Origin of the sequence: Gibbsiella greigii (assembly GCF_039540155.1) — a bacterium.
Lineage (GTDB): Bacteria > Pseudomonadota > Gammaproteobacteria > Enterobacterales > Enterobacteriaceae > Gibbsiella > Gibbsiella quercinecans.
In genome coordinates, this window is the sequence record NZ_BAABEM010000021.1 from 278,050 (window position 1) to 292,273 (window position 14,224).

General features: G+C 56.7%; 12 protein-coding genes and 1 tRNA gene. 4 read left to right on the forward strand and 9 right to left on the reverse strand.

What is annotated here, in order from left to right:
* Nucleotides 1-10: 10 nt before the first annotated feature.
* From AC559G_RS15635 to AC559G_RS15650, 4 genes are read right to left on the reverse strand one after another with little or no spacing between them, the layout of a single operon-like run.
* Nucleotides 11-1,615: an ABC transporter substrate-binding protein gene (locus AC559G_RS15635; protein ID WP_498913159.1), complete on the reverse strand. Its 1,605-nt coding sequence runs from the start codon at nucleotides 1,613-1,615 to the stop codon at nucleotides 11-13.
* Between the two features lie 33 nt (nucleotides 1,616-1,648).
* Nucleotides 1,649-2,926: an NAD(P)/FAD-dependent oxidoreductase gene (locus AC559G_RS15640; RefSeq protein ID WP_498913160.1), complete on the reverse strand. Its 1,278-nt coding sequence runs from the start codon at nucleotides 2,924-2,926 to the stop codon at nucleotides 1,649-1,651.
* 16 nt (nucleotides 2,927-2,942) lie between these two features.
* Nucleotides 2,943-3,611: an HAD family hydrolase gene (locus AC559G_RS15645; RefSeq protein WP_498913161.1), complete on the reverse strand. Its 669-nt coding sequence runs from the start codon at nucleotides 3,609-3,611 to the stop codon at nucleotides 2,943-2,945.
* 40 nt (nucleotides 3,612-3,651) lie between these two features.
* Nucleotides 3,652-5,121 (reverse strand): aldehyde dehydrogenase family protein, encoded by a 1,470-nt coding sequence (locus AC559G_RS15650; RefSeq protein ID WP_498913162.1) that lies wholly within the window; start codon nucleotides 5,119-5,121, stop codon nucleotides 3,652-3,654.
* 449 nt (nucleotides 5,122-5,570) lie between these two features.
* Between AC559G_RS15650 and AC559G_RS15655 the strand changes: the two genes are divergently transcribed.
* Together AC559G_RS15655 and AC559G_RS15660 are read left to right on the forward strand one after the other, a co-directional pair.
* Entirely contained in the window at nucleotides 5,571-5,696 is a 126-nt protein-coding gene (locus AC559G_RS15655; protein ID WP_498913163.1) for a hypothetical protein, read from the forward strand.
* Between the two features lie 391 nt (nucleotides 5,697-6,087).
* Nucleotides 6,088-8,466: a glucose/quinate/shikimate family membrane-bound PQQ-dependent dehydrogenase gene (locus tag AC559G_RS15660; RefSeq protein ID WP_498913164.1), complete on the forward strand. Its 2,379-nt coding sequence runs from the start codon at nucleotides 6,088-6,090 to the stop codon at nucleotides 8,464-8,466.
* Between the two features lie 149 nt (nucleotides 8,467-8,615).
* Here AC559G_RS15660 and AC559G_RS15665 read toward each other — a convergent pair.
* From AC559G_RS15665 to AC559G_RS15680, 4 genes are all read right to left on the reverse strand, one after another.
* Nucleotides 8,616-8,703 (reverse strand) — tRNA-Ser (locus AC559G_RS15665).
* Between the two features lie 157 nt (nucleotides 8,704-8,860).
* Nucleotides 8,861-9,190, reverse strand: coding sequence for an osmotically-inducible lipoprotein OsmE (osmE, locus tag AC559G_RS15670; RefSeq protein WP_498913165.1), 330 nt, complete (start codon nucleotides 9,188-9,190; stop codon nucleotides 8,861-8,863).
* A gap of 93 nt (nucleotides 9,191-9,283) precedes the next feature.
* On the reverse strand, nucleotides 9,284-10,702 hold the full coding sequence (locus AC559G_RS15675) for a PepSY-associated TM helix domain-containing protein (protein ID WP_498913166.1): 1,419 nt from the start codon (nucleotides 10,700-10,702) through the stop codon (nucleotides 9,284-9,286).
* A gap of 84 nt (nucleotides 10,703-10,786) precedes the next feature.
* A complete protein-coding gene (locus AC559G_RS15680) occupies nucleotides 10,787-11,254 on the reverse strand; it encodes a nuclear transport factor 2 family protein (protein ID WP_498913167.1) in 468 nt (155 codons plus the stop codon).
* Nucleotides 11,255-11,360: 106 nt separating this feature from the next.
* Between AC559G_RS15680 and AC559G_RS15685 the strand changes: the two genes are divergently transcribed.
* Complete coding sequence (locus tag AC559G_RS15685; protein WP_498913168.1) at nucleotides 11,361-11,939, forward strand: TetR/AcrR family transcriptional regulator; 579 nt, start codon at nucleotides 11,361-11,363, stop codon at nucleotides 11,937-11,939.
* A gap of 56 nt (nucleotides 11,940-11,995) precedes the next feature.
* Here AC559G_RS15685 and AC559G_RS15690 read toward each other — a convergent pair whose 3' ends face one another.
* Nucleotides 11,996-13,096 (reverse strand): porin OmpC, encoded by a 1,101-nt coding sequence (locus tag AC559G_RS15690; protein ID WP_438599056.1) that lies wholly within the window; start codon nucleotides 13,094-13,096, stop codon nucleotides 11,996-11,998.
* Between the two features lie 728 nt (nucleotides 13,097-13,824).
* Here AC559G_RS15690 and AC559G_RS15695 point away from each other — a divergent pair.
* Complete coding sequence (locus AC559G_RS15695) at nucleotides 13,825-14,196, forward strand: DUF4186 domain-containing protein (protein ID WP_498913169.1); 372 nt, start codon at nucleotides 13,825-13,827, stop codon at nucleotides 14,194-14,196.
* The last annotated feature ends 28 nt before the right edge of the window (nucleotides 14,197-14,224 follow it).

Here is a 14,224-nt window from a genome sequence, read left to right on the forward strand (position 1 = left end):
CTTTTTGCCGTCAGGCCGCCAGCCAGGCGTACTCATGGAAGCGGTAGCCCATCATCATGCCCGATGGCCAGGCTTCCACCCCCTTAACCTTATTGCTGTGCCCATCCAACGAGCTGATAAACGTTGGGATCAGCGTGCCGCAATGATCGTAAATCAGCTTTTGCATATCGCCGTACATCTGCTTGCGCTTCGCCTGATCGCTTTCCCCGCGGGCCGCCACCACCAGTTGATCAAACTGCGGGTTCTTCCAGCCGGATTCGTTGTACGGCGCATCCGAGAGGTAAAACTGTGAAAACAGCATATCCAGGGTTGGGCGCGGGTTGATCGAGCCGTAGCCGATCGGATCTTTGGTCCAGTGGGTTGACCAGTAACCGTCATACGGCACGCGGCGCACCTGGAAGTTGATCCCCGCCTGGCGCCCGAACTGCTGGATCAACTGCCCCCCTTCCACCGAGCCCTCAATATTCTGCGTGGTGATGATTTCCGCCTTCGCGCCGACCATACCGGCTTTTTTCAGGTGGAACTTGGCCTTATCAACATCCAGCGGGCGCTGCGGCAGATCCTGGTTGAACATCGGGTGCCACGGCGGCACTGGCGTATCGTTGGCTACGGTGGCAAACCCCTGCATCACGGTTTTCACCAGCATTTCACGCGGCTGCAGATATTTCATCGCCAGCACAAAATCTTCATTGCTACCGGGGGTGATATCGGTGCGCAGGATCAGGTTGGTGTACATGCCGGAACGGCTTTCGAGAATGCCGAACTGGCCCGCCTGTTTCAGGCGCTTCACATCGTTGGCCGACAGGGTGGAGATCATATGCAGATCACCGGACATCAGCGCATTCACGCGCGCCGCCTGATCGGTCACACCCAGCAGTTCCACCTCGTCCAGATGCGGCAGGCCCGGCTTCCAGTAGTTGGGGTTTTTCACCCCCGTGGTGCCAACGCCTGGGGTAAAGGATTTGCAGATGAACGGGCCGGTGCCGTTCGCCTTGGTGAAGTCTTTGGTGCCGTCTTGCAAGATCAGGAATGGGCTGGTCGCCAGCAGCGCCGGCAGATCAAAGTTGGCCTGGGCGAGCACCAGCTTCACTTCGCTGGGGTTAACGGCGCTGACGGCGGCAAACTGCTTGGCCAGCGTAATGGCGGTGGAAGCCACCGCCGGATCCTGGTGGCGGCTGAGGGAAAACACCACGTCTTGCGCGGTCAGCGCTTTGCCGTCGTGGAACGTGACGCCCGGACGCAGCTTGATTTGCCAGGTGATGCCGTCGCTGCTGTCGATAGACGCCGCCAACGCAGGCTGCGGGATCAGGTTTTTATCCAGCTCGGTCAGGCCGTTATAGAACATATACTGGCGCGTATAGTCGCCGCTGTTGTTGCCCTTGGCCGGATCCAGCGTGTCGGTGGCCGAAGCATTCGCCATCGCCGCACGCAGCTTGCCGCCTTTAACCGGGGTTTCCGCCGCCAGACCGAACTCGGGGAACCCCAACAGGCCGGTGCTCATGACCACGCCCGCGGAAAGCAGCTTCATCATGCCGCGCCGCGAGATTGCCACATCCGTGATCGCCTGGGTTAACGCTGGGTTGACGCGATTGAATGCTTTAGGAAATTTACTCATCTGCACACCCTCAATAACGAAACGTTGAATAACTCAGGAGAGCCGATCCTTAGCCTTGTAGTACAAGCCCGCCATGGGCAAAAACCAGGGTTTACCAAAATAACCGGGCACCGCCGGCCAGTCGCTATGCTGCCAGGGGTTCTCGTTGGCCTTTTCGGCCAGCAAATCCGCCATCACCCGGCCCATCCACACCGACATCTGCGTGCCGTGGCCGCTGTAGCCAAGCGAGTAAAACACCCCTTCGCGCTCACCGGCATGCGGCAGACGATCGGCGGTCATATCCACCAGGCCGCCCCAGCAATAATCGATGCCGACGTTGCCGAGCGTTGGAAACATCTTGGCCAGCCCGGCGCGCAACACTTCACCGCTGCGCGCGTCTGACGTGGGATTGCTGATGGCAAAACGCGCACGGCCGCCGAACACCAACCGCCGATCGACAGTGGTACGGAAGTAATTGCCCAGATTCAGCGAGGTGACATAGGTGCGATCGCCCGGCAACAGGTGTTCAAGCTGGCCGGCGGTCAGTGGCTCGGTGACGATCACGAAACTGCCCACCGGGATGATACGGCGTTGGAACCAGGAAAATGGCCCAACGTTGGAACAGCCGGTCGCCATCAGCACTTTGTCCGCCAGGATATCGCCACGAGCGGTACTGATGCGGTGGCGGTAGCCGTTCAGCCGCGTCAGGCCGGTCACCGCCGTGTGCGGATAGATCCGCGCACCGGCGCGCGCTGCGGCATGGGCCAGGCCAACGCCGAATTTCCCCATATGCATCTGGCCGCCATGCTGCTGCAACAGCCCACCATGGAAAGCGGGCGAGTCGATTTCCCCCCTGACCTCGTCGGCGCTTAACAGCGTGACGTCCGGATCGACATGGCGGCGCATCATGTCATAAGCCGCCTTCAATGCCGGCATGTGCGAAGCCTTGCTGGCCAGCTTCAGCTTGCCGCAGCGGCGAAAATCACAGTCAATCTGCTCTTCCGCCACCAGCCGCTGTACATAATCCACCGCCCCGGCATAGGCCTGATAGTAACGGGTGGCTTGCTCAACGCCCTGGCTTGCCGCCAGCGCCGCGAAGTTTTGCGCGACGCCGGTATTGCAATGGCCGCCGTTACGCCCGGAGGCCTGGCTCATCACCTCCGCCGCCTCCAGCACCACCACGTCCAGGCCGCTGCGCGCCAGGCTAAGCGCAGCGGAGATACCGGTAAAACCGCCGCCGATCACCACCACATCAGCCGTGGCGGGCAGTTCGCCCTGGGCGGCACCGCTAAAGGCCGGTGCAGTCGCCTGCCAGAAAGACGCCAGTTTCATGCCCTGCTCCTCGCGCTCACAAACCCACGACGGCAGCGAGGCCGCCGATATCGTTGATTTCGCTATAGCCGTAATACGGGTTGGCCGGATCGTGGCCGCGGTTGACGAACACTTTGTGTTTGATGCCCAAATCATGGGCGGTCATCAGGTCGTAGCGCAAGCTGGAGGAGACGTGCAGGATCTCTTCCGGGCCGCAGTTGAGCTTATTGAGCATGTACTCAAAGCCCTTCATCTGCGGCTTATAGGCGCCCACCTCTTCCGCCGTGATCGTCAGGTGAATCGGTGCGCCAAGGCGTGGCACATGGTTTTTGACCAGTTCATCGGTGGAGTTGGTCAGCAGCACCAGCGGGAACGCCTGGGCAACCTTCGCCAACCCGGCCGGCACATCGGCATGCGGCCCCCAGGTGGCGCAGGCAACCATAATCGCTTCGCAGTCGCGTTGGGTGCACTCCACGCCCCATTTATTGCAGGTGCGATACAAGGCGTTTCCGACCACGTCAGGATAGAGTTTGAAAGCGCCCAGCACTTCGTCCATACGGTAACGGGCAAAATCGGTGGTAAACGCGGCCATCTGGTCACTGCTGACGCGATCGGCGAAGATCGCCGCGGCGGCGCCGGCCATGTCAAAATTGATCAGGGTGCCATAGCAATCGAAAGTGATGTATTTCGGTTTAAACACGGCCATGCTGCTACCTCTGCAAAATAAAGGATTAAAGGGGTAATGCTCAGAAGTCGATCAATACGCTTTTCAAACGCTGGCAGGCCTGGAACGCCTGGCGCCCCAAATCCTTGCCGATACCGGAACCGTGAAACCCGCCAGTTGGGATAATAAAGTCGCCGGAGCGGCCATAGCGGTTAATCCACACGGTGCCGGCGGCGATGGCGCGCATCGCCCGCAGCGCGCGCTCCAGGCTTTGGGTATGCACCCCGGCGCAAAGGCCATAGGTGGGATGGGCCGCCAGCGCCAGCCCTTCGGCTTCGTCATCGAAAAGCTGCACCGTCAGCACCGGGCCAAAGATCTCTTCCTGCACCGCCGGGCTATCGACGGCCACGTTGGCGATCAGCGTCGGCTGCCAGAAATAACCTTCGCCGGTGCCGTCAAAACGCGCTCCGCCGACCAATATTTCACCGCCTTGCCGGCAGGCGGCATCGACAATCTGCTGCACTTTGCCGGCCTGGCGGCCGTCGATCAGCGGTGCGTAGCGGCTGGTTTCATCCCAGGTCACGCCGGGGCGAAACCCTTGGCAAAGGGAGATCAATTTATCGATCAGGGCCTCGGCAATGCCACGCTGCACAATCAGCCGCGTCCCGGCCACGCAGGCCTGGCCACCATTGGCAGTAAAGCCGCGCAGGATGCGCCCGGCGACCTCGCTGATATCACCGGCGTCGTCGAACACCAGCTGCGGGCTTTTCCCGCCCAGCTCTAGGGTGACCGGCTTCATGCCATTAAACGCCGCATCGCTCATGATGCGGGCGCCAGTCTGCGTCGAGCCGGTAAAAGAGACTTTGCGCACCAGAGGGTGCACTACCAGGGCGCTGCCGGTTACCGCGCCGCCGCCCTGCACAATATTCAGCACGCCGGCAGGCAGCCCGGCCTGCACCGCCAGCTCGGCCATCCGCGCCGTGGAGTACGGCGTTAGTTCGGACGGTTTGAGCACCACCGCATTGCCCGCCGCCAACGCCGGGCCACACTTCCACGACGCCATCGACAGTGGAAAATTCCAGGGGGTTATCGCGCCGATCACGCCATACGGTTCCGGCACCAGCATGCCTAGGCTGGCATCGCGCGTGGGGAGCAGATCGCCGCTGTATTTATCCGCGCATTCGGCATAGAAACGGATCGCCTCGGCGGTGAACGGGATTTCATGGTTAACGACATCGTTGATTGGCCGGGTCGACCCCAGCGCTTCCAACCGTGGAAGCTCGCTATCACTGGCGATCAAATCAGCCCAGCGCCTTAACACCGCGCCGCGCTGGCGGGGTGGGCAACTGGCCCAGCCACTCTCTTTTACCGCGCGATCGGCATTGTTGACCGCCTCGTCCACCAGCACCGCATCCGCTTGCGCCAACTCACCGGCAACCATGCCATCGGAAGGGCGTTTAACCACCAGGCGCTCGCCCTGCCCGGCCACCTGCCGGCCGTTGATATAATGGCCGGCGGGCAGCGCGATTTTATCGGGATCGAAACTTAACATAGATAAATCCTTATATTTATCATGCCGAAGGAATAATCACTGCCGATGTTGTACCGCCCGTTGACGGAATAAAAATCTATCTTTAATTACGCCGATTTATTTGAAGCAATGCAGAAAGCATGCCAGACGTTTGAGAAATAAAAATGCGAAAAACCGGCGGCAAAAAAATTTTATGCCGTAAACGAAGTGTAAAATTCACAGATAAACCGCACGCATAAATTAATGATTTAAATGAAAAATAAACGCACCAGCGTAGGGAAATGAAATGTTAAATCCGCACCAAACCAGAGCAGCGCCTTCCCGTGGCGGCATAATATTCCGGGTGAAAAATAATATAAAATCCCGCGCCGGCGAGTAAATACGGTCCGGCGGTAGCTTTATCTCTAATAAATTTTCCGTTATTAACCGGCGCAGAGAAAAGAAGCCCCGACAGCGGGGAAATATATCAGATGGTTATCTTTATAACGCCGCAGACCAATACGCCAACCGCCTGTAACGAACGGCCAGATGCCGGGCAACTTCATGCCGGCGAACCGCACCGCAAGACGGAGCGGCCGTTTGAACCCATTCAGTGACGATATTCAGCGTTGGTGGCCAAGATCGTGGAAGAAATACCCAAGAGCATTGGGCTCGTCATACTTCAAGTTACAGGTGCGTTGGCTTTATTACTGGCCCATCCCTGGGCCTCCCCCAGCGTTAGCACTGTTTAAAAACGCTTTCGCGTTTTTATCATGCAACTCAAATTATCGAGAGTATAAACCGTTACAGTTAAGCTTAACTTTCGTTGAAAAAATCATATAAAATTTACATAAATGGAACATTTATGCAGGCAATGCTCGATGGAACGAGGAAAAACATAAAATACCTACTTTATCAAAATGTTATGTGAGTAGTGGATATAATTACAGGGAAAGCGCTCCGCTAGGGCGTTTTTTGCGTTAACGGCAATTAAAACGAGGTAAGACTATGGGGAACCATTCCTCATCATCGCGCGTCATACGGTTCTTGACCGTATTGTTCGCTATTTTAAGCGGCGCCTATTTATTGGTGGGCGGAATCTGGCTGTCAGCGATTGGCGGCTCATTTTACTACATCATCAGCGGCGTACTGCTACTGGCAACGACGCTGCTGATCTACCGCCGCTCGACGCGGGCGCTGGCGCTGTATGCGCTGCTGCTGCTCGGCACCATGCTGTGGGCCGTGTGGGAGGTGGGTTTCGATTTCTGGGCGCTGGCGCCGCGTTCCGACGTGCTGGTTATCTTCGGCCTCTGGCTGCTGCTGCCGTTCGTTTATCGCAGCTTCAATGTTACCGGTAACTCTTCAGCCACCGCGCTGGCGCTGAGCCTGGTCATCAGCGGCGCGATCCTGGCCTATGCCGTGTTCAACGATCCGCAGGAAATCAACGGCACTCTGCCGGCTTCGCAGCAGCAGGCAAGCGCTGGCGCCGGCACGGGCATCGCTGACGGCGACTGGCCGGCGTATGGCCGCACCCAGGCCGGCACCCGCTACTCGCCGCTGAAACAGATCAACGAACAAAACGTGAAAGATCTGCAAGTCGCCTGGACATTCCGCACCGGCGATCTGAAAACTCCGAACGATCCGGGCGAAATCACCAACGAGGTGACGCCGATCAAGGTCAACGATATGCTGTACCTGTGCACCGCGCACCAGATTCTGTTCGCGTTGGATGCAAAAACCGGTCAGCAAAAATGGAAGTTCGATCCGGGCCTGAAGCCGAACCCCACCTTCCAGCACGTGACCTGCCGCGGCGTCTCTTATCATGAGACAGCGCAGGCGAACGGCAATGCGCCCATGCTGTGCGCGCGCCGCATCATACTGCCGGTGAATGATGGCCGCCTGTTTGCCCTGGACGCCACCACCGGCCAGCCATGCCCAGACTTCGCCAACAACGGCGTGCTGGATCTGCAGCACAAACAGCCGGTTACGACGGCGGGCCAGTATGAGCCGACTTCGCCACCGATCGTCACCAACCAGGTGATTATCGTCGCCGGCGCAGTGACTGATAACTACTCCACCCGTGAACCGTCCGGCGTGATCCGCGGTTTCGACGTCAACAGCGGCAAGCTGGTATGGGCCTTCGATCCAGGTGCCAAGGATCCGAATGCCATTCCGGACGACGAGCATAAATTCAGCCTGAACTCACCAAACTCCTGGGCGCCGGCGGCGTATGACGCCAAGCTGGACATCGTTTACCTGCCGATGGGCGTTTCCACCCCGGATATCTGGGGCGGCAATCGCACACCGGAACAGGAGCGTTACGCCAGCAGCATTGTGGCGCTGAACGCCACTACCGGCAAACTGGTGTGGTCTTATCAAACGGTGCACCACGATCTGTGGGACATGGACTTACCGGCACAACCGACGTTGGCTGACATCACCGACAAGAGCGGCAACACCGTGCCGGTGATTTACGCCCCGGCCAAGACCGGCAATATTTTCGTGCTGGATCGCCGTACTGGCGAACCGGTGGTACCGGCGCCGGAACGCCCGGTGCCGCAAGGTGCAGCACAGGGCGACCATTTATCGCCAACCCAGCCGTTCTCCGATCTGACCTTCCGCCCGCAAGATAACCTGAGCGGTAAGGACATGTGGGGCGCCACCATGTTCGACCAACTGGTGTGCCGGGTGATTTTCCATCGCCTACGCTATGAAGGGATCTTCACTCCGCCTTCCGAACAGGGCACGCTGGTGTTCCCTGGCAACCTGGGTATGTTCGAATGGGGCGGCATCGCGGTGGATACCGATCGCCAGATCGCCATCGCTAACCCGATGGCGCTGCCGTTCGTATCGAAATTGATCCCGCGTGGGCCGGGCAACCCGATCGAACCGCCGGCGAATGACAAAGGCGGTTCCGGCACCGAGTCCGGCATCCAGCCACAGTACGGCGTGCCGTATGGCGTGGAACTGAATGCTTTCCTGTCGCCATTCGGTTTGCCCTGTAAACAACCCGCCTGGGGTTACGTTTCCGCCGTGGATCTGAAAACCAACCAGATCGTATGGAAGAAACGCATCGGTACGGTACGCGACAGCTCGCCGCTGCCGTTGCCATTCAAGATGGGGATGCCGATGCTGGGCGGCCCGGTAACCACCGCAGGCAACGTGTTCTTTATCGCCGCCACGGCCGACAACTATCTGCGCGCCTTCAGCACCAATACCGGTGAAAAACTGTGGGAAGCGCGTCTGCCGGCCGGCGGCCAGGCAACACCGATGACTTACGAGCAAGACGGCAAGCAGTACGTGGTGATCGCCGCCGGCGGCCATGGCTCCTTTGGCACCACGCTGGGCGATTACATCATCGCCTACGCGCTGCCTGACCAGAAATAACTGCGGTTAATGCCAACGATAAAGCCCCCGCCGTGCAAACGCCGGGGGCTTTCCATTTAATAACCCCATAATTTTGCTGCCACGCAGCAGGCTTGGCACGAAAGAACCATGAAAAAGCCCACGCTGTTACCAGCATGGGCTTATTAATTTGGCGGAAGGACAGAGATTCGAACTCTGGGACAGTCGCCCGTCGACGGTTTTCAAGACCGTTGCCTTAAACCACTCGGCCATCCTTCCAATGGGCGCAGATACTAGCGATACCGTTATGAAATGTCTACTGTTTTTAAGCAAAAAAACGCAAAAAAAAACCTGTTTGCTCAAAGTTCACGCCGCGCTGGGCGATAAAAAAGCAGAACCCCGGTGACCCGGGGTTCTGCTTTAGCCGGTAGAAATGTTATTTCGGTTCGGAATCGTATTCTGCGCAGCTCTGGTAACCTTTATTCATTACGTGGCCGGTGTCGTTATAGCTGACAAAATACGTCTGCGCTTTGCCATCGCGCGGTGCTACCGCATAGGTATCACATGTCCCATTGGCATGAATCAATGTTGCAGAGGTTGATGGTGGCCCGGCAATGGCGCGCACTTGCTGTTTAGTCATCCCGACTTTTACATCGCTCACTACAGGCTCTTTTACGTAACTGGTAGCCCGGTCATAGGCCGTACAGCCTGCAAGAAGAGAAAATGCCGCAGCGGTACTCACAGCCAAAACCCATTGCTTTGTCATAGCTTGTCCCCTTATCGTGCGTTGTTGTCTTCTAAGTCTAGAAGATAAAAGGCTTTTCCACAAATCAGGCTTTGCGAAAGCGTGCGCTTTCCACTATTTTCTTTCCCCAAGTGAAAACGCACGCCGCCGCAGCCATTGCCAACGCAGCACATCACACAGCAGAAACACCAACAGGCTGGCCCCCATCACCGGCAAACAGAAGCCAAATAATACCGCCAACGCCACGATAACCAGCAGTAGCCCTTTCGGCGTTTGCCGCAACAACAGCAACGGCGAACCCAAGGGCTGCGCCAGCCGCCGCGTAGGCCTGCGGCGCCACCACATCACATACCCCATGATCACCATGGCCGCCAGGCCTGCGGCGAACACCACCAGCGCTAAGGTATTGGCCAGGCCGAACAACACCCCCATATGCAAATCGATCCCCCAGCGGGTGAGCTTGGCGGCCAGCGGATATTGCGCAAAACTGACGCGATCGATGATGGCCAAAGAGCGCGGATCGACAGCCACGGCGTCCACCTGCACCGGCCAACGGTGGTCGATTTCGCTGACCGTCCACGCTAACCCGGCTTTCAACGGCTGTTTGATTTCAATTTTTCCGGCATCAATCCCTGCCTGGCGGGCGCTGAGCAAGATGCGATCGTAGAGCGCGGCATCACCATCGCCCTCAACCGCAGCCATCGTCTGCATATCATGGCCGTGGTGCAGCGCATGTTCATCGGCCGGCGGCGCCGTATGCTCTCCCAATGCGGTCGACAACGTCGGCGTTGCCCAGCCGAACTGGTGCCGCCACGTCCCAATGTTGCCGCCGGCCCATTTCGACCAGGTTAACCCAGTGGCGGAAAAGAACAGCAGCCCAATCAGCAGCAAGCCCCCTGCCCGCGCATGCCACCGGCGCAGCCCCGTTTTCTTTCGCGCATGTTTTTTCCCGGCGCACCACTGCATCAATCCACCAAGCGCCAGCAGCCATAGCCAGGAAGCGGCAAGCTCACTGTAAATACGCCCCGGTTCACCTAACTGCAGGCTGCGGTGCAGTCGGTCCAGCCAGGTGCGCAGCGGCAGTATTCCGCTGGTGCCGTACGCCGCCAACTGCCCATGAGGCTGCGCCGTGATCGGATCAATAAACACCGCCAGGCGCTCAAACTCGCCTAATCCCGCCAACTGGAACAAAACGCGGGTGTTTTCACCGGCGGCAGGCGCCGGGCGCACCGCAGATAACAGCGCACCCGCCGGCGCCACCGCCTGGGCTGCCGCAATTTGCTGTGCCAACGGCAGTTCTTCACCTTGGCTGTGGTGGTAGAGCTGCGCGGCATAGATACGAGATTCAAGCTGCGGCGTCAGGGCGTATAAAATCCCACTGAGCGCGGCGATCAGCAAAAAAGGGCCGGCAAACAGGCCGATATAAAAATGAAGCCGCATCAATAGTGGAATAAACCCGCTCTGGCTTGCCCCCCGTGGTGCGGCATGAAATTGGGCGGCATCCGCCAACGGGGAACCCCGGCTTTCAGGCATGGTGACATTGTCCGTGTAAAAATAGGCGCCTGCGGAATTTATCCTATTCGGTTGGCATTAACAAATTAGCGCGCCGCAGCAACACTAGAAACCAAATTCGCCCAGCTCAGGAATATCCGCCGGGCGACGGCCTAATGGCCAATGGAATTTTCGCTCGTGCTCAGCAATGGGCAGATCGTTAATGCACGCATAGCGTTCGGCCATCAAGCCCTGTGGGTTGAATGCCCAGTTCTCATTGCCGAAACTGCGGAACCAATTGCCGGAATCATCACGCCATTCATAGGCAAAACGCACGGCGATACGCGTATCGTCAAAGGCCCACAAGCTTTTAATTAGCCGGTAATCCTGCTCTTTTGCCCATTTGCGCTGCAGGAACGCCACCACTTCATCGCGGCCATTAATAAATTCGGCGCGATTGCGCCAGCGCGTATCCGCCGCATAGACCTGGGAAACCAGAGCCGGATCGCGGCTGTTCCAGGCATCTTCCGCCATACGGACTTTAGCGATAGCCGATGCCAGGGTGAACGGCGGTATAGGGGATTTGATTTTCATAGCGGCACCTTATTTTTAGGTAGACAGAATTGTCTACCTATTTACGCTAGCGCAAGTAGACAGAGCTGTCTACAATAGACTGACATTCTTTTTGCCGGTAGCCACCATGCTTCACCCAACGGAAACATTACCTGCGCGCCAGCGCATTCTTTTGACCGCCCACGATCTTTTTTATCGTGAAGGCATTCGTGCCACGGGGATTGACCGCATCATCAAACAATCCGGGGTAACCAAAGTCACCTTTTACCGCCACTTCCCCAGCAAAAATGCCTTGATTTTGGCCTTTCTCGACTACCGCCATGCGCAGTGGTTGGCCTGGTTCCAGCAGACGCTGGCCAGGCAAATGCAACGGCATGGCGATGTGTTCACAGCGTTGCCCGGCTGCCTGGCCGAGTGGTTCAGCGATCCGCACTTTCGCGGCTGCGCGTTTATCAACACCGCGGTAGAGCTGGCCGATTTGCTGCCGGAAAGCCTGGCGATAGCCCACGGCCACAAGGCGGACATGGCGCAAACACTGGCGAGCCACCTGCCGGCCAACGCACACAGGCAGCCACGGGCCGCCACGTTGGCGATGCTGATAGACGGTGCGATCGTTAAGGTGCAAATAGACCAGCAAGCCGAGGAGGCGCTACAAGCGTTAGGTGAGGCGCTGCGGGCGCTGGCGTTAGCCTGGCATGAAGAATAGAAAAGAAAAAACGCGGCCCGAAGGCCGCGTTGCATGATAAACGCTTACGTTGCTGCTTAGAACTGGTAAACCAGGCCAACGCCAACCACGTCGTCGGTATTGGTACCGGTCGCACGGGTGAAGTCGTTTTCATCCAGCAGGTTGATTTTGTAATCAACGTAGGTAGACATGTTTTTGTTAAAGAAGTAGGTAGCGCCGACATCCACATATTTCAGCAGATCCTGATCGCCCCAGCCGCGTTCGATGTCTTTACCTTTCGACTGCAGGTAAGCCACTGATGGGCGCAGACCGAAGTCGAACTGATACTGTGCGACCACTTCAAAGTTTTGCGCCTTGTTAGCAAAGCCATACTGTGAACTGCTGGCGGAGCCAATACGGGTAGCGTTGTACGACTGGGTGTACATGGCAGCCAGGTACACGTTGTTGGCGTCGTATTTCAGACCGCCGCTATAGGCTTCAGCCTTGTCACCCTGGCCCAGAAGCGTTGCGGAGTTTTGATCGTTAGTACGATCGGACGAGAAGTAGGCACCGGCGGCGCTAACACCCCAGCCCAGATCGTAAGACAGCGACATACCGTAGCCGTCGCCGTTCTGCGCCAGTACGCTGCGGCCATTGTTGGATTCGGTGGCGCTGCCGTTTTTACCTTGATACTGAACGGCAAAGTTCAGGCCATCAACCAAACCGAAGAAATCGCTGTTACGGTAGGTTACTACGCCATTGGCGCGCTGGAACAAGAAGTTGTCCGCGCCGTAGGTATCGCCGCCGAACTCAGGCAGCACGTCGGTCCAGGAACCGACATCGTACAGGATACCGTAGTTACGGCCGTAATCCAGTGAGCCGTAGTCGCCAAAACGCAGACCGGCGAAGCCGACACGGGTGAAGGAGTTGTTTTCTGACTCGGTGTTATTCAGCTGAACCTGATATTCCCACTGGCCGTAACCCACCAGTTGGTCGGAGATCTGGGTTTCCCCTTTCAGGCCAAAACGCATGTAGGACTGATCGCCATCCAGCCCATTGTTATCCGAGAAATAGTGAAGCCCGTCGATTTTACCGTACAAATCCAGTTTATTACCGTCTTTGTTATAGATTTCCGCCGCACCTGCGGTGCCTGCGACCAGCAGTGCGGGTACTATCAGAGAGAGAACTCGGAGTTTCATCTTTATTATCCTCATTTATTACGTCGAGCTAGGGCCACTGCTCTTCTGAGCATATTAGCGCGACAGTGCATTACCATTCTGGCAACAGGTGGATATTAATCCATAAAGAAATTGATACCAAGCATCAAATAGTGTTTCATGACCTACGCAATTCGTTTAAAAATGTAAAAACACGGGAACTATCACAAAAGATTACAGTCATCAGAAATAGGGCACGGAAACACAAAAAATAAATTTAACAAACAAAATCAACAATTTATAAAGTTCAAACAAAAACTTTTCATAACTATACAAAACCGATAAAAATAAGCACGTAGTGATAAAAAAACTGACGAAAATCGGATCTATACTCAGCCTGCTATCATCATTATTTTCATTATTACCTTCATTATCTTATTCAGTACATTAACCGGCCAATGGCCGGTTTTTTTATTCCCTCATCACACACTGAGCGCCATAACCCCAGGCCGCACTTATTGCTAAAAAAAATAATAACATGCAGATATTATCCCACGAATAAACTGGCGCACAATATGTTAAAAAAAATACCAGCACGGATAATCAAACAATTCATAAAAAATAAAAATAACAACCCACTACGCATATATGCCAACGTCATTCACGCTGCAGGATAAAGGTGTTGAACCGCGTATGTGCCGGCTCTGTTTGGGTTAGGGCCCGATGATCTGTTATCCTGTTGTGGTTATTCACCCGGCCAGAAACCCGCAATGAAACTCGATTCCGAAGCACTTTGGCGGCGGCTGCAAAGTTCGCCGTTCCGCGCCAAATTCCGCCTAAACACAAAAGACCAACACTATTTTGCCGCTAAGGGCATGCCGATAATCCTCAGCCATGCGCGCGATTTTATCGATCGGCGCCTGGCGGCGGCATACCCTAAAAACGACGGTAAACAAACGCCGATGCGCGGCCACCCGGTATTTGTGGCGCAGCATGCCACCGCCACCTGCTGCCGCGGCTGCCTGGAAAAATGGCATGGGATCGCACAGGGAAAGGAACTGAACGAAACGCAGAAAGGTTACATTGTTCAGGTCATCGCACTATGGCTAACGCGCCGTGCCACAGACGGCGGCGGCGAGTAGAGCGAATCTTTTCGACCCGGATCGCGGT